Here is a 24,777-nt window from a genome sequence, read left to right on the forward strand (position 1 = left end):
GGATTTTAGAATAGAGATTGGTTTCCTATTTTCATGGTTGGTTTTATATCAAGAGAAACGTCTAATTTTTATAAAGAATATTAACCACTTCCTGTGAGCGTTTATTATTTATTTTAAAGATACCTCAATGATTGGAAAAAATAAAAATGCTTGCCAGAAATTTAGCTCATTCTATAACTTTGCACCCAATACTCAGTCTATCTAACGCTCTTATGTTGCGGTTAAAGAAAATTATGCAGGGATTTTACAAACAAGCACTTGAAAGTATTCATTGTACACCTCTTAAGTTTACAATTCTTTAAATTTAGATATAATTCAGAAAGTACTAAAGAGAGGAATAAGGTTAATATACATGCAGAGACTGTGATTTCGTGAACATTGAAAATCACCTCTCTTTTCTACACGGATTCCGAACAGTTTTATGAGGCCTTAGACCTCGATTTTAAGTCCTTGAAATTCATTTTGTATGTACTTTCAAAAAAAAACTTTCTCATAATTAAACATATTAATTATTTTGGAATTGACATTAGTTATTTAGTGTTTGATGTTACAGATTCTGATGGTAATTACTATCAGTTTAAAAACAAGGTGTCAGGCTTTAAAAAGTTTACAAAACGCTCAGGTAATGAAAACATTGCGTTATGGAATCAACGGGCTCAACATGTACTTGAGTCTGGTATAAAAGCATTGGTATAAAACGATTTGTCATCAAAACGTTTTAAATAGACGCAATTATAGTAAATCTGGATTTATAATAGCGCCCCAAAACTTATTTTTAAGTACCTTAAAACGGTGAATCAAAATCTAGAAATTCAATAATGAAGTAATATGTAATTTATTCAAACTGCCATAGCACTATGTTAAAAATAAAGTACATGGAGTAACTAGTATTGGCGCGCTAAGTAAATCGGTTGTAGGGCCCTTAAAACAGATTTTAAACGGCAAAATAAAGGCACGAATACTTATTAACTCGTTTAAAAAATATTCCAAGCACTGGACTTAAAATACTAATTATATCCGTAGTTCTAACGGGTGTTTTGACAGGTTTACAAGTGTTGCAGAACTACGTAGTTACAAAAGGTCCAACAACACTGATAAGACAAGTTGGGAGTAGTGTAAAAGGTCGACCTCGCATAAGAATAAAGGGCCGTCAAAAACTTTGTAATTTATTATGTATCGTTTTAATGCTTGTAAATACAATAAGGCTGGTAGAGATCTTTACGAGAAAATAGTGGGCAAGTACAAGAGGTGGAAATTAGAATTAACTGCAATGTGTTATAATCTTTTAAAACAAGCCTTTGCCATTGTTTAATCAGGGTTGGTATATGATAAAGAATCTAAAAGTACTCCAGTGAAAAATTAATAACTTTTTATTTTTTTTGCCACTATATTTTGATGGTATTGTTTTTTTTAGATTTTATGTGAGGATTGTTTAAAAAACCAGAAATTAAATTAATTACAAGATTGATTGAAATTTATTAAAGCTGAAGTTTGCAATTGATTATTAAAAGTATTCCATGAGTTTTGATTATCGTATAAAGTATATTCTAGCCACAGTTTTAAGAAATCAGATGTTATTTGTTGTTGTTGCTCTCTAGAAATTGAAGAATCTGAACTACAAAAGGATTCTCCTAGGTCACAATTGAAATTTGGATTTGCAAAATTGCAGTGATTTCCATTTATGACTTTTATTTGTGTTTTACATGGAGAGGCCAAATTATTATACATATTATCTTGATTTTCAAAAGCAGGGGCTATACAATCATTTTCGCCGGAGAATATAAGGGATGGAATGGTTACATTAAAAGCCGAAGATATTGCAGATGGCATTGTCTCAGCCGATGCAAAATTAACCAATGTACTAATTAAGGGATTATTTTCTACAGCTAGAAAAGAAGCACCACCACCCATTGAATGACCCATTATTGCAGTTTTCGGCAATAATGAATTATAAAATATGGAATTCTCATCTTCACTTTGATTTTGCATTTGAGAAGCTAAAACTTTTAAATCCTTACCAAAATTTTCATGACTAGGAGTTAGGCTCATTTCAGTTGTAGGAAAACAGATTATATATCCTTCAGGAACTAATGCTTCCCAATAGTTTTGATAAGATTCCCAGTCCATTAAAAAACCATGACCAAATATTATAACCGGATAATTTCCTGGTAAGACATTGGTGTTATCACCTACTGCAGTAGCAGGGTAATATATTTGTGTTTCAATATTTCTATCTCTAATATCATCATAAAATACAATTGATGTATGACCAATATTTAAATTATTAGCGACAATATTTGTATCAGTAGTACTGCTGCAAGATTGAAATACTATAGTTAAAATTATGATTTTGATAATATTAAATATTTTCATAAGTAGGTTTTTAATTAGTGCCAACTTCTCAGCAATAGTTTATACAAGGGTGGAAGCTAGTGAACTTTCGATCAAACAGTAGCCAAAACTTTTTTTGTTTTATCTTTTCATTCAGAAGCCAAATCTAAAGATTTGGTGAACTTAGTTTAAAAGCACACAACATTCGACCCAGCACCACCACACTTATTACATTTAGCTATTGTGAATTACAGGTTTTTATTCCATTCTGAATTTTGCATATAACTTGGTAAATCTTTTTTTTATAATATTTTCAACTTCGTCCCGTTCTTCTCCAGTAATTTTAAATTTTTCTTGAATTCTGTCAGCCTTTTATTCTGTATTTTTTTTAAATGTAGTAGTTGGAGTATTCCCATAACCTGTTAAAAATTGCTGTTCATTAGCTAGTCATCTGAAAGGTTTAACAGATCCCGAGAGGACTAATTAATAGGGGTGGAAGCATTTGCCATAAAAATAGTTTTTAGATAAGTGTAGAAAAGAAACTTAACTCTAATAATGTCATAAAGTGATCGTGAAAAGAAAGTACAAGAACCTTGTAGTTATCAAAATGAAGGAAATCTTTTATATGTTCTGAATCAGGCAGGGTTATAGAAAGATCTATCGATTTAAATTTCACTTCATTTCTTTAAATCGCAATACACACGAACTATCTGTTTTTTTAATAAGAGCCGTATTAAAAATTCAGTTTAAGCTAGACAATGATATTCTCTTTGAGCCTATTTCGTCAAACAATTGGGCTGGTAGGTAATTAAAAATTAATCTTCCATCACCATATTAAAATACTTTACCGGATATCGAATGGAACGGAATAGTCAGGATTCATTAACTATAGTAGTAATAAAGAGGCCAAAGGGTCAAGTTTTACGTTTAGTGTTTTATGAATGCTTTTCACAAGGCATCATTGAGGGATTGGTCATTCTTTTTACGATAGAAGCGTTAACTTTTAAGTCCAGATTGGAAGCACTTTTAAGTAACTATGTGCTTATCAAAAAGGGACGTAAGACCATTAACGCACCATCAAAAAGCGCTGAAATAGTATTAGGAGCAAACAGCTTTTCATAGAGTCTAAACCCAGCTAAACACTTAATATGATTCTTAAAAATATAAACATGCACAGATAAACAAGAAGTAATTTTCAATGTATCGTATAAATGATTTCATAGTCTAATTAAATACATGGGTGGTGTCCATTTTAGACGTTCTCTTTTTTTTGATCAGGTTCAATAAATGTTTTATGTAATGCATATTTGGAAAGAAAAGTGAGCAAATGAAAAAAACCTCCCGTAATTTCTCGATTTAATACATTTTGACAATCAAACAATAATTCCTTAAATTTATAAAAGGCTTCGTAACAGTTTTAAATATTACTTTATCCCTGCTGTAACTGAACTGAAATATTAAAGATTCTTTTTTTAGAATAATGCAACTTACATCACGATTATGAATCGCAATGATTGATGGATTCAACCTTGCATCACCTTGCCCATCACGATCTAAAACAATAAATTGATTGGAACTTGAAGTGTTGCATCAGTAAGCCTTAGAATACAGCTAGTTGATGCCCAAAATTTAGATACAATACATTTTAAAAGCTGTTAAAATTTTGTATTAAAATGAATTCAATTTTTTACCACCTTTTTTATGATCGTGCCTTTTAAAGTTTTAATACTTAATAAGTAAATACCTTGATTCAAGTTAGTGAGGTCCATCTGTCCGTGACTTTCTTTTAAGTTCAGATTAACTCCCAACGTATTGTATATATTGATCTCTTTAAGTCTTATTTCACCTGGATTCTGTATAGTAATTATATTTTTAGTAGGATTTGGAAAAATATGTATTGCCTCTTCCAAATTTTCAAAATTAGGAAGTGATAGTGTATTATTTATATGATGTTGAAAAAATAACCAGGCTTCTTCACCAGCGTCAATATCCATATTACCTGAGTCTCCAGGCCATTCGTGCCCACCACCGACAACTTCATAATACCATACTTCATTATTATTCGTACCACCTAAATACTTTTCACTCATAACAAAACTCCCATCAGTTGTGTCGATGTCAGGCAATGTTTGAGTAGTGTTCGATGTACATCCATTTTTTACTGCAAAATAATTTATGGTAGTGGCTATACTTGGATAGGATCCCCATCCATCATTATTAGTTGGATCACCTGATAGTGGTGTTACACTATCTTGAGAACCGTGTATTTCGAACAATGGTATTGGTTGACTTTGATCACATTGATTTAAAATGTCTTGCATAATCATGCCCGCTACCGGAGCGACTGCTTTAAAGGTATTATAGGCTTGACAAGCTAGCAGGTAACACATTTCACCTCCATTAGAAAATCCAGTTGCAAAAGTATAATCAGAATTCAAATTATGAGTTACTTGAAGGTATTGAGCAAGTTCGATTAAAAAGTCAACATCCTCCACCGTTTCAGTTTGATGAAATGCATATCCTACATTCCAGAATCGATTTCCTTGAGAATCTAGGGTCCCTCTTGGATAACAAATTGCAAAACCGTATTGATCAGCAATTTGGTTCATTTGGGTATTATTTCTCATGCTATTAGCGTCACCGGTATAGCCGTGCATAGCAAAGACTAAGGGCATATTTGCATTTAAAGTTACCGGTTCGTAGTACAAGTATTGGCGGTCAATACCGTCATGGTTGAATGTGATAAATTGTGCTTGAGTTGTTAAATGAGAAAATGACATAATTATGATTAAAATAGCTAACTTATATGGCTCTTTCATTTTTTAAAGATTTAAAATTGATTGTTGATTGGAAAAGATAAATGTAGCACTAATAATTTGGTAGTAAAAAGTGAGGGTTTACATGGCATAGTAAGCGCTTTTTTATGCGTTAAGCTAAGTGTTTTATATCCCTAGTTGAAAACAGTATAGCTGCTATTTGTTGATAGTAAGCTGGATAACAATATATGATATGGGGCTAATGCGATGGTATGAGTTTGGTTGCTCCTATATAATTTGGCCTTAAGTGTTTTTGTTTTTTATAGTTTATGTAATAAATAAAGCATCCCAATATTAATTTTCTATATAGTTTTTATGTGGCATCATAGAAGATAAAATAATTCTACGCACGCGCATGGCATTTAGGTCAAGCCTATATTAAGCCGATTTATTTTTTTTTTAAATAGGGGATATATGTACAATCAGTTTCTAGGGAAGCCTGTAAATTTTAAACCTTCAAAAAAGAAACAGTTAAAATTCGGAAAACACACGTGTTTTTAGAAGCAGACATGGAAATTTAAAATTCCAATGTGTAGGAGCATCTGCTTATCGATAGAGTATGAAACAAGCGGTGTTACCATTCTATTTATTTCAATTATATTTTGCAGTCTATGGGACTGTAAAGATTCCTCTGTTTTATGAAAGCAGCATGTATTTGATGATGACACATAAAAAAAGCGCCTCTAATAAAGAGGCGCTTTTACAGATAGTTTAATATAGGGTGACTATCCTAAATATGATTTAAGGATTTTACTTCTTGAATTCTGACGCAATCTTTTGATCCCTTTTTCTTTGATCTGGCGCACGCGCTCACGAGTTAAGTCAAAGGTCTCACCAATTTCTTCCAGACTCATAGGTTGTTGATTTCCTATACCAAAGTAAAGCGATATTACGTCTGCTTCTTTTTGAGAGAGAGTTTCTAACGCACGTGTAATCTCTAGGGTAAGAGATTCATGCATTAATTCTCTGTCCGGATTAGGCGACTCACCACTACGTACAACGTCGTATAGGTTAGAAGTCTCTCCTTCTTTAAGAGGCGCATCCATGGACACGTGACGTCCTGCATTCTTAAGGGATTGCTTCACATCACTTACCGTCATGTCCAATTCTTTTGCAAGTTCTTCTGGAGATGGTGGACGCTCATGCAATTGCTCAAGATGAGAGAAAGCCTTGTTAATCTTGTTAATGGATCCAATCTTGTTCAATGGAAGACGCACGATACGTGACTGCTCTGCTAGTGCCTGTAAGATGGACTGGCGTATCCACCATACCGCGTAGGAGATGAATTTAAAACCACGTGTCTCATCAAATCTTTTGGCAGCCTTTACGAGTCCGGCGTTACCTTCATTTATTAGATCGGGAAGCTTAAGCCCTTGATTTTGATACTGCTTTGCAACAGATACTACAAAACGTAAGTTTGCAGTGGTCAACTTCTCAAGAGCTCTCTGATCACCTTTCTTAATACGCTGTGCCAGTTCTACTTCTTCCTCTGCAGTGATTAAATCAATTTTAGAGATATCTTGTAGGTACTTATCCAGCGATTTTGATTCACGGTTTGTAACCTGCTTGGTGATTTTGAGTTGTCTCATTTAAATAATAAAGATTAAAAATTAATAACCTGACAGCTTTTGTCAAGTCAGGATAACACAGCAAAAATCATACCAAAACAACTTTTACTGACAGCTTATCAGACTAGTAATAGAGCCAGTTGTGCTATGTTACTTAAGTCGGTTTATTTATGATTTGGTTACACTGTTTATTACGAAACTGTTATTTAATTGTTATAATACAATCCCATAACCGTATTCAAGGAAGTAAACTGCTAGATAAAGAAAGGTAAAACTTAGTTTTATGAAAACAAACTTCCAGTTCTATTGGACTTAAAATTCAAGGTTGCTGCTGGTATAGTTTAAAGATCTTAAAGTGGCGATAGGATATAAGAATACAAATCTGTATCGCGTTGAAGAGAACGACTTCACAAGAAATTAAAATTGTTGAAGGGGCATTACTTAGGTTTGTGGTTCAAAACTATACTTTTTACGGATACTAATTCCGCTTTCGCGAAAGCGAAACACCAATTAAAACACCCTATAGCTACAAAACCTAAATGGAGAAAACCCTCTTTTGCAGGAGGGTTTTAAGTCAGTTAACACAATCTTAAACTATTGATATTGGGATGGTGTGTAGCTGGAGATAAATTGCTGTCAGAGTACCTGATTTAATTATAATCAACGAAGTTTCTTGTGTTAAAACGGCTATAAAATGCAGGGAAAACACCAAGCAAAATAAGACAACACGAATTCCATTAAACCGCACTAGTCGACGCTGCACATTACGGTTTTCAGGGGTTTTATCAATCTGTTCATGGAGCGGTATAAATATAAACATCGTCAACAGCCAGTTGACGGCAACTATTGCTAGAGCGCTAACTTCTACTATTGAATACGTACTTTTATCGATCAATAAAAAAGTTGCTAGGCCTAATTGAGAAATCATTAATGGCGCAACAATTAGGGTGATTTTACCGGTATATATGTTGTGCCATACGCGTAAAGAGTCACTTTTATAATATAAAAAGCTGGGATAGATAATTATTTGTACCATTCCTATCAGGACCACAAGGCCAAAGTCTACAAGGACTTGAACAAGATCTAAAAAACTCATAAACGCGATATTTTCCATGCCCAAAATATCAATAAAGGATGTACGATAAGCAATCGCATCCATCCTATCCAGAAAGGAATACAAAAGTCTCTTGCACAACTGCCATTTTGCAAAAAATAGACATGTGAAATAGAGAAGGCCAGAAGCATAGCCATAGTTATTATTCCAGCGGTTTTGCGCGTCTTAGAAAAAAAGGCGAGTAGTGCTACACTAATTTCTACAATTCCTGCGGTGTAATTGACCAGCATCTTATTTCCTAGCCAGTCTGGTATAGCTTCTAAATATACCTCTGGTATAAGGAAATGCAGGACACCAGCTATAGCGTAGAGAATAATAAAGCTGTATAAAAGTGCTTTTTTCTTCATTAAGGGTTTTGATTTGAGTCGTGTTCTTTTTTTTTGAATTAAAATTCGAAATGCTTAAAAAGCCAATGTGCTGCTCTTAAAGGTATTTACTTAGTTTAGGATAGCATTTATCTTGTTGAAAAGAAAACTGTTTAAGACAGTTTCCAATTATAATCAGTGTGCACTTTTTTGAGAATTAAGAAAAACGGAATCCACCATATAAAGTCATTTGTAACCAGAGTATATATAAATTCAAAAGGAACAATGTCTTGAAAGTAATTGAATAAGAACCCGAGAGGTCCGAAGATCTTACCTAGGAATCCAACAGCAACTATAGGCCAGTGTTTCATAGGATTGTAACTCGCCCACCAGTAGCCTAAACCATAGACTCCTATCACCATTCCCATTCCTTGCCATACCATAGGATGATTGATGGGTTCCATGCCTACCAATTCAAAAAAATGGTTGGGAAAAAGAACCACCCATGCACCCCAAATAAGATTGTAAATACCAGCGAGTTGTAAGGTAAGTTTCATAGCAAATTTTAGTAGTTGAGTCTATCGTCCAAAGATAACATTACAAAATTTAAATTTTCAGTTTTGGTTGTCGTCTCCGTCCCAGCTTATAGTTTCTGTTTTCACCAAACTATTTTTCAAACCTTCGTTTTGCTAAGGGTTTTTGCACCCGTTAGGGTGGTAGAACAGAAATTGCCAGTGTCAGTTCTCAATTTTTTACTCCAGCTTAAGTACGGGTAAAGTTTTACGCATCAAGTAGGACTGGGGAACAGAACTTTTTTGTCTCTCTCGTTTCAAATTTATCTGGGATTCATGGAACATAATAGATATCTGGTACCTCATAGATTCAGAATAAATAAACATCGATATAGGAATACGTTTATGACTTTTAGATCTGCAAAGTGAACTGCTTTCGCTTCAATTGAATGAGCAGATGCTCTCTTTGCAAGAAACTTCGCGTTTTAGAGTTTATAATAATGATCCAAACCTGTCGGGAGCACATCAGTAAGTCGTCAAAAGGACGGTCGTTAGTTTAAAGATCCTTGCGATAGGTTCTTCTTCTTTTGTGTAGCGTAGGGTCGTAATTTTTCCAAGATGCCTGTACCGCTAGATTATCCTCTAATTCTGGATTAGTTTCACAATTTGTTATATCATAGTTCATGAAGTTTTGGATAATATTCCTAAAAATCATTGCGGTAACCCCTTTACCTTGATACTCGGGTTCTATTCCTATAAGATAAAAAGCAGCATCTGTATTTTTTTTCTTAGCCCGAAGTAGGTGTATAAAACCAAAGGGGAATAACTTTCCATTTGCTTTTTGTAATGCTTTAGAAAAAGAAGGCATTGTGATCGTAAATCCCACTAATTTCCCTTTCTCATCAACAACTAATTCTACAAAGTCTGGATTGATAAAGGGCAAGTATTTATTCTTATACAGCTCAATTTGATACTCTTGTATAGGTACAAAACTGACGAGATTGCTGTACGTTTTATTCAACAAATTAAACATTTGATCTACATAAGGTAAAATCTCCTTAGTCGTCTTAAACCGGAGTGATTTTAAACGATATCGTTGTGCTATGATATCAGCAAAACGGTTAATTTTATCGGGAATAGGATTGGGAGTTTTAAATTTGAACTCTACCCATTCTGTCGCTTTTACATAACCTAGTTGTTCCATATGCTCTTTATAATAAGCATGATTGTACCAGGTTATCATGGTGCTCAGTTCTTCAAATCCCTTAATAAGCAAACCAGCTTTATCCATATTAGAAAAACCTACTGGTCCTTCCATGAATTCTAGTTGTTTTTCTTGACCTATTTTTTGAACTTCGTTAAGTAGGGCTTTGGTAACTTCTATATCATCGATCATGTCCAGCCAGCCGAAACGCATTTTTGATTTCTTCTGCTCGTCAATTTCTATATGGTTGATCAAAGCTGCTACACGGCCTACTATTTTATTTTCTTTGTAAGCAAGAAACAACCAGCAATCTGCATTTTTGAAAACCTGATTTTTATCTGGATCAAAAATGGCTAGTTCATCTTTAATAATTGGTGGTACAAAGTAGGTATTATCTTTATACAGGTCCATCTGAAACAGGACAAATTTCTTGATATCCTTTTTGGATTCTATTTTACGTACTTCAATCATAATTTATAGTCCGCCGTTTTCTTTTTCTTCTTCAAGATTGAGTTTGTTTTTCTTTTTTTTCTTCTTTTTTTCCTTCTTTCCGTCTCCCTTCCAGTCAGAAGTTTGCTTTATAGGTGCATCCTTGTGAAAATCTAGTCGGTAGGACATTCCTAAGTTGACCTGAAATACGGTCGGGGTGTCTTTAAAGTTAAAGGTAACACTAGTGTCTACTTGCCAGTCATCGTTAACTAAATAAGTAAGACCACCGCGTCCTAGATCATCACTATAAAAATCAGACTTGATAGCCTGATATTCTCCAAAAATCGCCCATTTACCATTGATGCTATGTGTCATGGTTAGTAACAATTCGTAAGAAGGAAAATCAGTACTTATTCTATCGGCGACTAAATTAGTGACAAATACCCAGCGTCCCCAATTGTTTTGTGTGATCAATTCAATTCTCGGTGAAATAGTAGCATCGTCTGGTGGAGTCAATGAGTTTTTTTTACTAAAATCCAAGTTTGCCCCAGCATAAACAGATACCGTAGGAATGAGATCTTTCCAGTTCAAACTATTGTTTGCCTTCCAGCTTAACAGGCTAGCTTCTTTCTCTCCAAAAAACTTGAAAGGATCAAAAACCAAGTATTTACCTCCTAGTGTAAATCTAGAAAAATTACCAAAAGAAATACCGGTAGAAACAGAACCGTTATAGTCGGTTTGATTCACGCGACTGTAATTTCCAAAAATAGAAAACTCTAGTCTTTCGGTCACCGCTCCATAGCGCAATTGAAAGCTAGATCCTGTATGATCCCGCTCGTATCGTTGTAACTTATGTTCTTCAGCTCGGTAAAAGACAGAACCTTCAAATTGTGCAACACCGGAACCCACAGCAAAGGCACCTTGTGATCTTCCTGGGTTATTCGTGTTGATTGTTTCTGTATATTGAGCCTGTATAAATTGCGGTGTAACAATCAGCACAACAAGTAGTCTAATTATTTTAAATGTGAAGTTCATGTGGTGGTATTCTAGATCAAATTTAATATTTCTTATAGAGTAACGTGAGGTAGACTTATTATTTTTACATAAAAAATTATTATTTGGAATTTTTAGAGACATTATTAATTATTTTGATCACCGTAGTATCCATAAGGGTACTGTGGAGGTATTTTGGCAAGACAATTGTCAAATGGTTAGGAATGAAAGCGTTACAGCGTATTCAGAAGAGTTTTGAAAAACGTGCTGGCTTTAAAGAGGGACAAAATCCTTTTCAAAATTCAGAAAAACGGGCTCCTAAGGAATCAACAGATACAGCACCCTTAAAATCAAATCAAAAGAAAAAGGTAGGTGAGTACATTGACTTTGAGGAAATTGATTAATTTCCCTCATTCACTTATTTATACTTTCATGAATTTTAATTTCAAGAAAATACTCCCGCATATAGTTGTTTTTGTGGTCTTTATAGTTGTATCTCTGGCTTATTTCAATCCGGTATTGAGTGGTAAAAAGTTGTACCAGAGTGATATCGTCCAGTATAAAGGTAACGCACGACAGCTTATAGATCACAGGGCACGTACTGGGGAAGAACTTTATTGGACCGATGCGGTCTTTGGAGGGATGCCTACTTATCAATTGGGTGCGCAATATGATTACGATTTTATAGATGGACTGGACAAGGCATTGAGATTTTTACCTCGACCAGCAGATTATCTTTTTTTATATTTTGCTTGCTTCTATGCATTGATGCTCGTTATGCGAGTGGAATGGAAAATAGGATTACTCGGGGCATTGGCTTTTGGTTTTTCTACTTATTTGATTATTATATTAGGCGCGGGACATAATTCAAAGGCTCATGCTATTGCTTATTTCCCATTAGTTTTAAGTGGGATTATTCTTGTTTTTCAAAAGCGCTACATATTAGGATTTATACTTACCGCTATTGCCATGGCGCTAGAACTGCAGGCAAACCATCCACAAATGACCTATTATTTGCTTCTTACAGTGGTAATTTTAGGCAGTGCTTATTTGATTGATGCGGTTAGAAAAAATAGGCTTCCTCATTATTTTAAATCTATAGGGATCATGACTGCCGCTGTCGTTCTCGCTTTGGGAACTAATGCTGGAAATTTGCTAGCAACTAATGAATATTCAAAAGAAAGTACCCGTGGTGTAAACAACTTGACTATTAATGCTCAAGGCAAAAGCCTAACAAAAACATCAGGTTTAGATTACGATTATATTACGGATTATAGTTATGGGCTATCAGAAAGTATGAATTTGGTTTTGCCGAGGTTTGCCGGTGGTGGAAGCGGGGAAGTATATGATGAAAATAGTCAAAGCCGCGCCCAACTTTCCAGAATAGATCCTTCTAAAATGAGCGAAGAAGATTTAGGTTATCTCAATCAACTGGTCTCCATGAGTCAGCGTAAATATTGGGGTAATCAGGCTATTGTGGAAGCTCCAGCTTATTTAGGAGTAGGTGTTGTTTTTCTAGCGCTTTTGGCGCTTTTCTTAATACAAGGCAGATTAAAATGGTGGACATTGACCGCAATCTTTTTGGCTTTACTACTTTCTTATGGTAAAAATTTGAGCTGGTTGACAGAGCTATTTATTGACTATGTTCCATTTTACAATAAGTTTAGAGCCGTCACTTCCATACAAGTTATTATCGAACTTTGTGTTCCTATCTTAGCAGCAGTGGGGTTGTGGCAATTATTCAGTAAAAAAACAACGCGGGAGAAAAAGAGTCAAGCATTGCTGTATGCAGGAGCAGGTTTTGGCGGTTTGTTACTAATTATTGCCGCTGCAGGATCTTACCTATTCAACCTTACGGGCCCTTTTGACGAATACTTATTGGACTTCCCTCAATTGGGTTCTAGATACGTAGACGCATTAAAAGCAGATCGTTTTTCTATGATCCAGAACGATGCTTTTAAAGCATTGTTATATGTAGGATTGATTTGTGCCGCATTGTATTTGTTACTTCGTGATAAAATTAAAGAAAACGTAGTATTAGCTGTTTGCGGTGTGGTTATTCTATTTGATTTGATAAGTTTTAACAGCAACTATATAGATGAAGACAGTTATGTGACTGCAAGAGCATATGAATTTGCTTTTGAAAAAACTCCAGCAGACGAAGTTGTACTTCAAGACAAAGAACATTTTAGAGTTTACGATCAAATAACAGACCCTGTGAATAGTGGTAGAGCAGCTTATTTTCACAACGCATTCGGTGGGTATCACGGCGCAAAACCACGTAGGTTTCAAGACTTGATGGATTTCTATTTTGCGGAAGAACAAGGAATTACTCGCGAGCAATTAGAGATTCTAGCCATGTTTAATACAAAATATATCTTAGGTCAAACTCAAAATGGGTCTGTGGCGCAGCAAAACCCTGTTCAATTAGGAAATGCTTGGTTTGTTAATGAGATACTAACGGTAGCAGATCAAAACAAGGAAATTTTATCTTTAAAACAGCTTAACGGAGACTCGCTAGCTATCATTACTAAAGACCAAAAAGAACGTATAGGACTTAAAAGTGCGAACAAAGACGCAACTGCTTCTATCACTTTAAAAGAGTACAAAACTGAAGAACTTACTTACACCAGCACTAATTCTCAAGAAGGATTAGCCGTATTTTCAGAAATATATTATCCGCATGGATGGAAGGCCACTATTGATGGGAAAGAAGCACCTATTGCAAAAGTAAATTATGCGTTGAGAGGTTTAAAAGTTCCCGCTGGACAGCATGAAATTGTTTTTAAGTTTGTTCCAGACGTGGTGAAAACGGGATCTACCATTATGTTGATCAGTAATATTCTATTGCTTTTAGTAGTTTTTGGGGGTTTGTTTTACGTGTTTAAAAGAAAGCAGAGCCTTTGAAAAAGCCAGTTTTGATCATTAGTTATTATTGGCCACCAGCTGGTGGACCCGGCGTACAGCGCTGGTTAAAGTTTGCAAAATACCTTCCTCAAAACGGTTATGATGTGACTGTAGTAGTGCCAGATAACCCTGATTATCCAGTGTTAGATGAATCACTTTTAGAGGAAATTCCAGAAAACATTAATCTTATAAAAGTTAAAATTAAGGAACCTAGTAGGATGGCAGGCAAGCTTTCGCTAAAGCGTACTAAAAACCTACAACGCGGTATTTTAAATAAGAAAGCTAGTTTTATAGAGCGCGCTATGGTCTGGTTGCGTGGTAATTTTTTTATTCCAGACGCTCGAATAGGATGGAAGCATCACGTTTTAAAAGCAGTAGAGCCCTTTCTTTCTGAACATAGAGAATGTACTGTCATTACAACAGGTCCACCACATTCTGTTCATCTGATAGGCAGGGAATTAAAAACCCTACTTCCATCGATAAAATGGCTGGCAGACTTCCGTGATCCATGGACTACTATAGGGTATCACAAAGATTTAAAATTAGGAAAACGCGCTCAAAAACGACATGTTGACCTAGAACAAGAAGTACTCGGTGCAGCAGATTTACTTATTGTTACCAGTCCATTTACGGGTAAGGAATTCAAATTAAAAACAGCGACACCTCTTCAATTGATTACCAATGGCTATGATATGAAGCCTAATACAAGAACTCGTCAACCAGAAGGGAAATTTACTCTTGCTCATATAGGCACGCTCTTATCAGATCGCAATCCGCTATTATTATGGGAAACTCTTCAAGAACTTTGTCGAGATTCTGAAGACTTTACAGCCCATTTTCAGTTGCAACTAGCTGGCAATGTTAGTGACGAAATTTTAGAAAGCATTAATGATTTTCAACTAGAAAAGTACGTAGATCATAAAGGCTACGTTTCTCATGATTCCTCTATTGAATTGATGTTTCAGGCACAAGCCTTATTGCTCATAGAAATCGACTCTGAAGAGACGAAAGCTATTATACCAGGTAAGATTTTTGAATATTTTGCAAGTCGTCGTCCTATAGTAGCTATAGGACCTAGAGGTGCTGATATAGAGTTACTCCTCACCGACACACATTCAGGAGAATACTTTAATTACCAACAGAAAGCGGCATTAAAAAAGCACATCAATTATTTGTATGATCTTTATAAAACAGGAAGAAACAATAGCAATTCTAACGATCTGATAGAACGTTATCACAGATCTCATTTGACTCAAATCCTTGCCAAAACAATAGAATTTGTATGGGAATAGTTATCAAACAATCGGGTTGGAATCTGGTCATTACAGGGTTGGGATTTCTTTTAGGCGCTTTTAACGTGCTCATACTCGCACAGGTTTATCTTACCGATGAGTATTATGGACTGTGGAATTACATTTTATCGTCTGCATTTTTATTTTTCCCATTGATGTCTTTCGGGATTCATAATACAATTGTAAAATATTATTCGAGTTATACCACTAAAGAGCAGCGAGACGCTTTTTTAACTCAAATGTTGTTGTGGCCTTTGTTTGTAATTACTCCTCTTATAGCATTTATATATGTAGCTCAGGAGCCACTTGCAGCTTATATTTCTGGAAGGAATACCATTACGGGAACCTATTTATGGTGCATCCCTACCGTCGCTATTTTTCAAGCTTATTTTGAAATCTTCTATGCTTGGGTTAAAGTGCATATGAAAACGATCGCTGGTAATTTTTTTAAGGAAGTTTTTTATCGCGCTGCTGCTACCGTTGCACTTTTACTACTTGCTATGGAGGTCATCAACCAGAGTCAGTTTATTTATAGTTTGATTTTGATCTATGGATTGAGAGCTTTTTTAATGATGGGTATCGCATTGAAGATTTATTTTCCTAAGTTTCATTTAGGCAAATTGCCTCACAGAGGTGAAATTTTCAATTACTGCATGTACATGATTATCGCTGGTTCTATTTCTACGGCCTTGATAGATCTGGATAAGTTTATGTTGAATCAATATGTAGCTATGGATAAAATAGGCTATTATGGTATTGCGGTGTTTATTGCTAGTGTAATTGCGGTACCAGCGAGAGGTATGGCTCAAATAACACATCCATTAACGGCAGGTCTTTTCAATTCAAACGCTATGAAAGAAGTAGAGGAATTGTACAAGCGTAGCTCCCTTAATTTGAGCATCATTTCTGGCTTTTTATTAGTAATCATTATTTGTAACCTAAATGAGTTTTACCAAATGATGCCGCCTGAGACACGGATTGCTGTCCCGGTTGTTTTTCTTATTGCATTGACTAAGTTTTCTGAGAATATTTTGGGTAGTAATAATGCCATCCTTTACAATAGTGATTTGTTTAAAGTGACCTTATGGATGGGAATAGTATTGACTATGGTTGCGATAGTATTGAATTGGTTATTGATTCCAGAATTTGGAATTCAAGGCGCAGCCATTGCTACGTGTACTGCTTACTTGTGTTACGCTTTCGCGAAAGCCTACTACGTATTCTTAAAGTTAAACATCCACCCTTGGACCTCAAAAACATGGAAGGCACTATTCTTAATCGCAGGGATTACAGGTGTTTTCTACTTCTGGGATTTTTCATGGCATCCAGTAGTAAATATCGCGGTAAAATCCACATTGATTTCATTGATTTATCTATTCTCCGTGTATAAAATGAAACTCTCTACAGAGATCAATCACATTCTAACTAAATACTTGCCATAAAAAAAGCCGATCAGTACGATCGGCTTTCTATAGTGGCGTAGAACCAATAACTATCCTCTTTTGTTGCTTCGTGAATTAGAACCACGACTGGCTTTTTTATTAGAGGAGTTACTCTTGGTACTTCTTGCCTCAGTATTTCTAGAAGAAGACACTTTGGAACTTCTCGCTTGCGTATTTCTGGAAGAAGAAACTCTAGAACTTGCTGCTGCATGGTTACGAGGTGCTGATCTTGTAGCTGCGTTACTTATGCTAGGAGAAGTCGTGCTGTTGGACCTTGCAGGCGTTGCTCTTTCGGTACGATTCTCTCTATTCCTAACGACAGTAGCAGTGGTGTTTCTAATAGATCTATTAGTTCTTGTAGTTACCGTGCGATCTGCAGTTCTATTTCCTATCCTTGCAGTTGTAGAATTTGATGAGCTTCTTAGGGTTCTAGGAGTATCGGTTACCGTTCTATTACTTCTAGTGCTTAACGCTTCATTATTCCTTCCGTTTCTAGAAGTAGATCTCGTTTGTACAGCGGTTGTATTTCTTCCTGATGTTCTAGTTGTACTAGCAACACTTCTACCACGATCATTTCTAGTTACTCGACTTCTGCCTGTTGAGATGTTTTCTCTACTTCTAGAAACTCTGTCGTTTATAGCAACCGCTCTGCCACTTGCATTACGACGTCCTCTTTCAAAGCTTCTGTAATTTACCCTTTCATAAGGTCTATAGAAATTACGTCCCACATTTGCTCTTGAATAAAACCCATTGTAATACGTAGGCGTATTCCAGTAATTTCTGTGGTAATTCCACGAGTAACGAATCGGGAAGTAAGAATTTCTGTACGCATTATTGTAAACGATACATCTATTTGCAAATGGAACACTGTAATAGTTGTGCCAAGGCTGATATACATAGTACCTATTAAATGAATTGATATATCCATTGTGGTGATCAATTATTCCAGGTCTGCTGTAGAATACATTTAAATTACCGATGCGGTTTATAAAACCATTGTTGTAAAAAATAGTTACGTTGCCTATCTGATTTACACGACCATAAGAATCGTAAAACACAGGTATTTGTTCTATTTGGATCACAGCACCATAGGTATCATATTGGACAAAACGGTTGTAGTCGTATCCTGTATTAAAAGAAACTTGTACGTTTCCAATGTTTATAAATACGTTTGCACCATTTCTATCTTGTAAGTAGTTGAAGTCAAATTGACCGTCTGGAAAAACAGCAAACTCAATTCCTTCTTGATTAAAAATAAAGTTATTGGTATAATTACGGTATCTGCGATCGTCTTCTGTCTTTTCAGCATTTGAAAATCCAATTCCAAAGAGAAAAAAAAGTGTTAGGGTAAATAGCTTTTTCATAATTATAAGTATTAGTGTCTGTACTTCTGTGCACCGACACTATATACTAATCAACCAGCGTGCCAAATCCTAAAAACTTGGTAAAATCCCAATGGAGTAGCAGCACACCTATAATTCAACTATTTGTATGAGAGGGTTTTGGTATGGATTGTGGCGTTTAGAACCTTGGTATTTTGTTTTGTTAAAATTATTTAGTTTGATCTTACTTCTCATTTCAGTAATGCTTTAATGCGTATGAAAACTTTATAGCACAATTTGCTTTTCTACTGTTTATTGAATTGTTGAGATACAGGCTTTATTCTTTAAAGGATTTACATAAAGCTTACTGTTTGGAGGTCATGAAGTATCGATGTACGCAGTAGTATGTTTTAGTCAAACAAGGATGCATGGAATTATAATTCATAAACATCATTGATTTGAGCAATTTTAAACCCTTGACGGATCACATTTTTTGCTTCTTTGCTTTTTAAGTTAATGACAGGATTGGTATGATTGAAATGAATAAATATGATTTTGTTTTTTTCTAAGGTATCAAGTGATGCAAATAGCTTTAGACTTTCCGTTATAAAGGGATGTGGAATTTGAGAAATATCGCGATTATTTAATTCTTGGCCACTGTAAAAGGTAGCGTCTATAAAAGCATAGTCCACCTTTTTGATTTCTTCTATGATATTTTCATTCCATTTTCCCCATTTATCAATATCAGGAATGAATAAAGCTGTTTTTTTAGGTCCTTGAATCTTATAGCCCACCGTTTCAGAATATTCATCTCTATGCGGTACTAAAAAAGGGGTCACCGTCAACTTAGGGGTAAGAAGTATAGGTATGCTATTTTCAATCTTTGTCAGCCTTATATTATTACGCGAAACCAGGAGGTTCCAAGGACCATTTGTTTCTAGATAGTTTTTCATTCTAGGCATAGCAAAAACAGGTATATTTTTTGCATCTGTAGCTTCTTTACCTAAGTACATAAGTCCGGTATAGTGACCTATATGTGCATGAGTTAAAAAAATACCGTCAACAATTTCATTTTTGTTTTCAATGTCATTTGTTACCAAAGATTTCATTTGTATTGGAATATCTGGTGTAGCCTCAAACAAATATTTTTTAGAATACTCATTATCAATTAAGCCTAATGCCACCACTTGTCTTTGTATATCGGGGCTATGGAATAACTCTTTACAACAATCCTTTTTACAGGCAATGTGTGGAGAACCGGCATCTTGTATGGTTCCAAGGATAATTAAAGAGGTAGCCTCTTTGTTGAGTTTAAATCCAATTTCTTCAACAGGTTTATTTTGGCCGCAGGAATACAATATTGCTATTAAAAAAAGCGCATAATATTTTTTCATTTTATCTACATTTAAATTGACTGTTCTTTATTCCAATTTAGTGGACTTACAACGATGTTACTATATAACATAAATGCCAAATGCAAACCTTCTGATTTAGGTTCTCTTATAGATGTTCCGTACACTAATTTATGGATCCTTTCTCTTTAAAATACGTCCTCTAGGTTCATTACCTTTATAAAGAACCATATCAGAATGCAGGAATTTTGCTGCTGCTGCGGAGTCTGTTACTTTCGAATTCGTGCGTTCTATCATTTCTTCTTCAAACTCATTTAATACATTTTCTCTTATTCCTGTGTCTTTCCAGTTGGTTTGTGGTCGGCATCCTTTTGCTATGCTACGAGCTAGGGCTAGTGCGTCCAGTAATGCTTGATTAGCACCTTGTCCTTTAAAGGGACTCATAGGATGTGCTGCATCTCCTATTAAGGTTATTTGTGCTGCTTTTTTTAATACTATTGGATCCAGTAACGCACGGTCATAAACTGGATAACCAGAAACTTGAGCTGCTGAAGTCGCTGCCATAATTTGCGGAATAGGATCGTGCCATTGAGTTCTATGGCAAGCTTCTTCTTTCAAGGCTTGAGGACCCTTTGAACTCAACTTTTTTGCATCTTCTTCGAGCATAGGAAAACTGAGCTGCCACATGATGGATTTAGAATCGTAGGGCATCATATAAATACGTTCCTCACCATTGGCCGTTTGAAATACGGTAGCTGAGTCTAGGAGTTCGTGCTCTAAAGTTTGTAGGTTCTCTAACGAACAAATTCCTAAAATCACTATACAATCTAAGTAGCGCAACGGAGAGACAACCTCTTCGATGACTGATTTGCGAATGGAACTGCGAATACCATCTGCGCCGACAACCAGATCTGCTTTTGTGGTTTTTACTTTGCCGTTTACTTGAAAGTTGAGTTCTATAGCTTGTCCTTTTCTTTCTTTAAAATCTATAAATTGATGTTCCCATTGCACCATGTTATGTCCTCCGAGTTGGTCGAGTAGCGCGTGTCTCAATGCTTGTCGTGCAATGTGAATATTGGTACGTTTGGCATAGGAGTTATCTTCTGATTCCAGCCACTTTCTAATTCCCCATTCGCCTATGACTGTTCCATCTGTTGTATGAACGACGTGTTTTGTGGATACTAAGCCTTCTTCTAAAGAGAAAATACCAAATCCTTCCATGGCTTTACTCGCTTGTTGTAACGTCAGACCATACCCCTGAGAACGTGCGTCAAAACTGCTATCGCGTTCATAAAGCGTAAATGGAATTCCACGATGCAAACAAGCCACAGCAAGCGCCACACCACCTATGCCACCACCTATAATCGCTACATGTGGGTAGTTTTCCACATCCGGAACGGTTGGAGTAGTAGCTGCCACTAATCCAGCACCATTACAATTGGAGCAGGGAACTAAATGTCCTTTAGGCTTCGCAGGAGCTTTATCTCCTCCTTTAGCTTTTTCAAATTCTCCTAGCGCTCGTTGATAATCAAGCTTTGCTTTTTTGCGTATGCGCTGGCTTTTCTTACCCTGACCTTTGCAGGTTGAGCAGGTAGTGAAGTTGGGGATGTTATTTTGGGTTTTCAAATCAGATAAAATTATTCATTAAAATTCTTATTATGGTGTTAATCACAACCAAAAGGAAATTTTTAAAAGTGCTATTTTATTCCTAACAAATGGTATAGAGTAAAAAACGCTAAGGCAAAAAAGCAGGTTTATGACGGATACCAAATCAAGATATTTAAAAGCAAAAATAAGTCGGTATAAGTCTATTGATCATAAAGTACTATGGATGTATTTACATGGCAGATACTTCTATATTAATACAAGCTAAAATAGAAGTAGTGTCTTTTTAATGAAGTGTTAAGTTTTGCTTTTCAGTCGGAGGAAGATTTTTTTTAAAGCTTAAATTTAAAAACCTTCAAGCACTTTCTGAGCCTTGTCAACAGCTGAATTTAAAACAAATAATTCTACACTTTCCCCAGAAGTTCCAAAGCCAGACAATCTTCCTGACTCTATAGGGTTTTTAATAATAAAAGGTATTTTTTGCTCTTCTAATAAAGAAGCTAACCTGGTTACTTGAATGGAAGTTCCTGTGTATATTTTTATGTGTTCTTTCATCGTTTAATTTTCTTTAAAGATAATCTATACACAAAGAATTTATTTTGTATTTCTAAATGCATGTCAAACCTTTCTTGCAGCATTTGGATACTTTTTCAGTCCTATAAAACTCTGGTCTATTCCTAGATTTTATTAAAGGAACAGACACTGAAAATTATTTTTCTATAGCTATCAAAACATCTTAAGAAACATAACCCTAATTAAGAGTTCTAGTTGTTTCTTTACACAAAAAAAAGACCGTTGAAATCACTTCTACTTATTCTTTCAAACCTAAGGTATTTTGCACCTTCTTGGGTATTTTCTTCAGTTAATATTTTAATAGGAACGTGGATATTGTATGTGCCACATATTAAAATGAAATTTGAATTAAACGATTCCCAAATAGGTGTCGCTTTGTTTTTTACGGCATTTGGTTTATTGCTTGCTATTCCTTTTGTTCCTTATGTCAATAAGAAAATAGGTATTGGGCGTTCTACTAAAATCGGAATTCTTCTTTTGGCGGTGTGCTTTAATTTACCCTTACTAGCTTCTAATTACTATTTGTTATGTGTTAGTTTATTGTGCACTGGGATATGTTCTGGTTTTACAGGTACTTCTATGAATGCCCTAGCTTCCCATATAGAAAAAAGAGACCAGCAAAATTTTATGTCTGCGGCTCATGGATTTTTTAGTTTAGGAGGGTTTATTGGCGCTGGAATAGGCAGTTTTTTAATAGCACAGTTTTCAAACCCTAGTTATCACATGTTGTTAATGTCTTCACTGGTCATCGCTACCACCTTATTTTTATCTAAGAACTATCAACATATTATAGAAGAGGTTCTACCAGAGAACAGTGAAAAAGGCACCCATATATTTAAACGCATCAAGCCTGTTTTAGGATTATCTATCATCGCATTTATTATTCTATTTAATGAAGGCGCAGTGGAGCATTGGAGCAATTTATTTCTGTTTGATGTTGTTCATGCTACCGAAAGTCAGTCTGGTTTTGGTTTTGTGATTTTTTCTCTAACCATGACTCTAGGAAGGTTTTTAGGTGATGGCGTCAGTAAGAAAATAGGTTCGATGAGCGCTATAAGTTATGGATGTATCATTGCTGTCATTGCTTATTCTTTGATATTAGTTTCTGATCTTTATATTAGTGTCTTGGGTTTTGGGGTTTTAGGTCTTGGAATTTCTGTCATTATTCCAGAATTATTCAGATTAGCCGGTAAGACAAAAGAGATGAATACTTCTGTGGCCATTTCGGTGGTGTCTGGAATAGGATTTATGGGATTCCTTGTAGGTCCAGTTTTATTAGGTTTTATTTCTAGTTGGAGTAACTTAACGATGAGTTATGTTTTCCTAATGATATTAATTGTGCTGGCTTTTAGTTTATCAGTTTTTAGATTACGTAAAAAGTATCCGGCTAATTAATTGAATAAAAGATACCGGAGTATAAATTCTCACTTACCAGTTCTTTTTTATATCTCAACTAGAATTGGAAATAGGTACTTTTAGGAAGTACGCAATTTATCTCCACCAGGCCAAATCTCTCTTCCTGGATTTGTATGTTTGTTTACGATCCTTTGGGATTCTTGTTTGGACTTTGCATCTTTTTTAATACCGTATAAAATATCTTGTGCATGTTTTCGCGCCAGCTTAGCCTCAACAATAGGCAGCGGATAGTCTCTTCCCAATTCAAAATTATGGAACATCGCTTCCATAGCGGGGATTTTCCAAGGTTCATGAATATAAGGAATGGGCAAGTGAGCCAATTCGGGCAGCCATTTTTTAAGAAATACAGCCTCTGGATCATGATCCAAGCTATTTCTAACCGGACTGTAGATGCGGACGGTATTAATTCCCGTCACACCAGCTTGCATTTGTAATTGTGGGTAATGGATTCCTGGCTCAAAGTCGAGGAATTGTTTCGCCATGTGGACGCTTGCATCTTGCCAAGGCTGCCATAAATGATGTGTAAAGAAACTCACCAACATGGCTCTAATTCTAAAATTGACAAAGCCAGTAGCTACCAGACATCTCATTCCCGCATCCACCATAGGGTAGCCAGTTTTCCCTTCTTTCCAGGCTTGTTGTATTACAAGATTGCTGGGCTTTTCTAGTGCTCTAAAAGCAGCATGGACATTGCGGTACTCCATTTGATATTCCATTTCAAATTTTTCAATGAAATGTGCTTGCCATCTCAATCGCGATAAAAAGCTATTGAGGTTGCGTTTGTTTTTGACTTGACTTTTAAAACTTGCGGCTTTTTGAGCCACCATTCTAATACTTACATTCCCCCAAGCGAGATAGGGCGATAACCTGCTGCTGTGATTTCTACTAGTTAAGGGCTTTGAATAATGGGTGTTGTAGCCGTTAATGCGATCTTCAAGAAAGCCCTCAAAGTATTTAAGAGCTGTTGTAGTGCCCCCTTTTTGAAAAGGCGTGTTCTTATCGGTATGTAAATCAACCGATTTAAAACACGCTTCTAATTGAGCTATTCTTGGAATGCCAAATAAGGTGCTGTTATCAAAATTTGGATGATCAAAATCTTTATTGATAAAAGCGATCCAGTGTTCTTTCCAGTTGGTTCTATTACTCAAACCGCGTATGACTCCATTTGCGATGGACTCACTCCAATTGATTTTACGAGTTTTAAAATATTGCTTAAGTGTAACATCTCTTTTGTAGGTAATGAGTAAACCAGTTTCTTGATGTGAAAACACATTCCTTATATCAAATGTATTTTGTAAGGTTTCAAAGACCTGCAGTGCGTCACTTTCAATGATCAATAACTGCGATCCTACGGCAGCCAACTTCTCGTTCATGTTAGCGAGAGACTGTTTTATAAAATCAAAATGACGTTTGCTGTAATGAGCATCATTTAAAAGTATGGGTTCAAAAATATAAAGAAGAAGCGCCGGAACATCAGAACTCAAAGCGCGCATCAATGGCTCATGATCTAATAACCTTAGATCTCGTTTGAACCAGACGATGTTTACTTCTTGTTTCATTTTTTTGTTTTGCAGACTTGATGCCGAGTCTGTTGGA

At 35.6% G+C, this 24,777-nt stretch carries 18 protein-coding genes; 5 read left to right on the plus strand and 13 right to left on the minus strand.

What is annotated here, in order from left to right; translation table 11 throughout:
- Positions 1-1,452: 1,452 nt before the first annotated feature.
- The 8 genes from ACJAT0_RS06200 to ACJAT0_RS06235 all read right to left on the minus strand — a co-directional run bounded on the left by ACJAT0_RS06200 (position 1,453) and on the right by ACJAT0_RS06235 (position 11,314).
- The gene (locus ACJAT0_RS06200; RefSeq protein ID WP_415180963.1) at positions 1,453-2,373 is read right to left on the minus strand and encodes an alpha/beta hydrolase family protein; all 921 of its coding nucleotides are present in this window, start codon (positions 2,371-2,373) and stop codon (positions 1,453-1,455) included.
- Positions 2,374-4,010: 1,637 nt separating this feature from the next.
- Complete coding sequence (locus ACJAT0_RS06205; RefSeq protein WP_415180964.1) at positions 4,011-5,150, minus strand: PHB depolymerase family esterase; 1,140 nt, start codon at positions 5,148-5,150, stop codon at positions 4,011-4,013.
- A gap of 722 nt (positions 5,151-5,872) precedes the next feature.
- Positions 5,873-6,736 carry an RNA polymerase sigma factor RpoD/SigA gene (locus ACJAT0_RS06210; protein WP_101014111.1) on the minus strand — a complete coding sequence of 288 codons (864 nt, stop codon included), beginning with the start codon at positions 6,734-6,736 and terminating at the stop codon, positions 5,873-5,875.
- Between the two features lie 568 nt (positions 6,737-7,304).
- Positions 7,305-7,829 (minus strand): hypothetical protein, encoded by a 525-nt coding sequence (locus ACJAT0_RS06215; protein ID WP_415180965.1) that lies wholly within the window; start codon positions 7,827-7,829, stop codon positions 7,305-7,307.
- Positions 7,808-8,176 (minus strand): hypothetical protein, encoded by a 369-nt coding sequence (locus ACJAT0_RS06220; protein WP_415180966.1) that lies wholly within the window; start codon positions 8,174-8,176, stop codon positions 7,808-7,810. Before ACJAT0_RS06220 ends, ACJAT0_RS06215 begins: the two co-directional genes overlap by 22 nt.
- Positions 8,177-8,307: 131 nt before the next feature.
- Positions 8,308-8,691, minus strand: a complete 384-nt coding sequence (locus ACJAT0_RS06225) for an alkyl hydroperoxide reductase (RefSeq protein ID WP_374002370.1) — start codon at positions 8,689-8,691, stop codon at positions 8,308-8,310.
- A 511-nt stretch (positions 8,692-9,202) separates the two neighbouring features.
- Complete coding sequence (locus ACJAT0_RS06230; protein WP_415180967.1) at positions 9,203-10,321, minus strand: GTP cyclohydrolase; 1,119 nt, start codon at positions 10,319-10,321, stop codon at positions 9,203-9,205.
- Positions 10,322-10,324: 3 nt separating this feature from the next.
- The gene (locus ACJAT0_RS06235) at positions 10,325-11,314 is read right to left on the minus strand and encodes a transporter (protein WP_415180968.1); all 990 of its coding nucleotides are present in this window, start codon (positions 11,312-11,314) and stop codon (positions 10,325-10,327) included.
- A gap of 83 nt (positions 11,315-11,397) precedes the next feature.
- Between ACJAT0_RS06235 and ACJAT0_RS06240 the strand changes: the two genes are divergently transcribed.
- From ACJAT0_RS06240 to ACJAT0_RS06255, 4 genes are read left to right on the plus strand one after another with little or no spacing between them, the layout of a single operon-like run.
- On the plus strand, positions 11,398-11,676 hold the full coding sequence (locus tag ACJAT0_RS06240) for a DUF4834 family protein (RefSeq protein ID WP_415180969.1): 279 nt from the start codon (positions 11,398-11,400) through the stop codon (positions 11,674-11,676).
- Positions 11,677-11,704: 28 nt separating this feature from the next.
- Positions 11,705-14,179 carry a YfhO family protein gene (locus tag ACJAT0_RS06245; protein ID WP_415180970.1) on the plus strand — a complete coding sequence of 825 codons (2,475 nt, stop codon included), beginning with the start codon at positions 11,705-11,707 and terminating at the stop codon, positions 14,177-14,179.
- Positions 14,176-15,471: a glycosyltransferase family 4 protein gene (locus ACJAT0_RS06250; protein ID WP_415180971.1), complete on the plus strand. Its 1,296-nt coding sequence runs from the start codon at positions 14,176-14,178 to the stop codon at positions 15,469-15,471. The genes ACJAT0_RS06245 and ACJAT0_RS06250 overlap by 4 nt, the downstream gene beginning before the upstream one ends.
- The gene (locus tag ACJAT0_RS06255; protein ID WP_415180972.1) at positions 15,462-16,913 is read left to right on the plus strand and encodes a polysaccharide biosynthesis C-terminal domain-containing protein; all 1,452 of its coding nucleotides are present in this window, start codon (positions 15,462-15,464) and stop codon (positions 16,911-16,913) included. The genes ACJAT0_RS06250 and ACJAT0_RS06255 overlap by 10 nt, the downstream gene beginning before the upstream one ends.
- 50 nt (positions 16,914-16,963) lie before the next feature.
- Here the strand turns inward: ACJAT0_RS06255 and ACJAT0_RS06260 are convergent, their stop codons facing one another.
- The 4 genes from ACJAT0_RS06260 to ACJAT0_RS06275 all read right to left on the minus strand — a co-directional run bounded on the left by ACJAT0_RS06260 (position 16,964) and on the right by ACJAT0_RS06275 (position 21,747).
- Complete coding sequence (locus ACJAT0_RS06260) at positions 16,964-18,277, minus strand: hypothetical protein (RefSeq protein ID WP_415180973.1); 1,314 nt, start codon at positions 18,275-18,277, stop codon at positions 16,964-16,966.
- A 392-nt stretch (positions 18,278-18,669) separates the two neighbouring features.
- Positions 18,670-19,629, minus strand: coding sequence for an MBL fold metallo-hydrolase (locus tag ACJAT0_RS06265; protein ID WP_415180974.1), 960 nt, complete (start codon positions 19,627-19,629; stop codon positions 18,670-18,672).
- 129 nt (positions 19,630-19,758) lie between these two features.
- Positions 19,759-21,213, minus strand: coding sequence for an FAD-dependent oxidoreductase (locus ACJAT0_RS06270; protein WP_415180975.1), 1,455 nt, complete (start codon positions 21,211-21,213; stop codon positions 19,759-19,761).
- A 324-nt stretch (positions 21,214-21,537) separates the two neighbouring features.
- Positions 21,538-21,747, minus strand: a complete 210-nt coding sequence (locus ACJAT0_RS06275; RefSeq protein WP_374002381.1) for a putative signal transducing protein — start codon at positions 21,745-21,747, stop codon at positions 21,538-21,540.
- A gap of 240 nt (positions 21,748-21,987) precedes the next feature.
- Between ACJAT0_RS06275 and ACJAT0_RS06280 the strand changes: the two genes are divergently transcribed.
- Positions 21,988-23,160: an MFS transporter gene (locus tag ACJAT0_RS06280; protein ID WP_415180976.1), complete on the plus strand. Its 1,173-nt coding sequence runs from the start codon at positions 21,988-21,990 to the stop codon at positions 23,158-23,160.
- Positions 23,161-23,240: 80 nt separating this feature from the next.
- Here the strand turns inward: ACJAT0_RS06280 and ACJAT0_RS06285 are convergent, their stop codons facing one another.
- A complete protein-coding gene (locus ACJAT0_RS06285; protein WP_415180977.1) occupies positions 23,241-24,740 on the minus strand; it encodes an FAD-binding domain-containing protein in 1,500 nt (499 codons plus the stop codon).
- Positions 24,741-24,777: the final 37 nt, after the last annotated feature.

Origin of the sequence: Nonlabens sp., assembly GCF_047636915.1 — a bacterium.
GTDB lineage: Bacteria > Bacteroidota > Bacteroidia > Flavobacteriales > Flavobacteriaceae > Nonlabens.

Bases quoted from the DNA above. Each gene is read 5' to 3' on its own strand.
- ACJAT0_RS06215 (WP_415180965.1), bottom strand. From the start codon at position 7,829: ATGGAAAATATCGCGTTTATGAGTTTTTTAGATCTTGTTCAAGTCCTT.
- ACJAT0_RS06200 (WP_415180963.1), bottom strand. From the start codon at position 2,373: ATGAAAATATTTAATATTATCAAAATCATAATTTTAACTATAGTATTT.
- ACJAT0_RS06235 (WP_415180968.1), bottom strand. From the start codon at position 11,314: ATGAACTTCACATTTAAAATAATTAGACTACTTGTTGTGCTGATTGTT.
- ACJAT0_RS06230 (WP_415180967.1), bottom strand. From the start codon at position 10,321: ATGATTGAAGTACGTAAAATAGAATCCAAAAAGGATATCAAGAAATTT.
- ACJAT0_RS06275 (WP_374002381.1), bottom strand. From the start codon at position 21,747: ATGAAAGAACACATAAAAATATACACAGGAACTTCCATTCAAGTAACC.
- ACJAT0_RS06225 (WP_374002370.1), bottom strand. From the start codon at position 8,691: ATGAAACTTACCTTACAACTCGCTGGTATTTACAATCTTATTTGGGGT.
- ACJAT0_RS06260 (WP_415180973.1), bottom strand. From the start codon at position 18,277: ATGAAAAAGCTATTTACCCTAACACTTTTTTTTCTCTTTGGAATTGGA.
- ACJAT0_RS06285 (WP_415180977.1), bottom strand. From the start codon at position 24,740: ATGAAACAAGAAGTAAACATCGTCTGGTTCAAACGAGATCTAAGGTTA.
- ACJAT0_RS06265 (WP_415180974.1), bottom strand. From the start codon at position 19,629: ATGAAAAAATATTATGCGCTTTTTTTAATAGCAATATTGTATTCCTGC.
- ACJAT0_RS06205 (WP_415180964.1), bottom strand. From the start codon at position 5,150: ATGAAAGAGCCATATAAGTTAGCTATTTTAATCATAATTATGTCATTT.
- ACJAT0_RS06210 (WP_101014111.1), bottom strand. From the start codon at position 6,736: ATGAGACAACTCAAAATCACCAAGCAGGTTACAAACCGTGAATCAAAA.
- ACJAT0_RS06245 (WP_415180970.1), top strand. From the start codon at position 11,705: ATGAATTTTAATTTCAAGAAAATACTCCCGCATATAGTTGTTTTTGTG.
- ACJAT0_RS06220 (WP_415180966.1), bottom strand. From the start codon at position 8,176: ATGAAGAAAAAAGCACTTTTATACAGCTTTATTATTCTCTACGCTATA.
- ACJAT0_RS06255 (WP_415180972.1), top strand. From the start codon at position 15,462: ATGGGAATAGTTATCAAACAATCGGGTTGGAATCTGGTCATTACAGGG.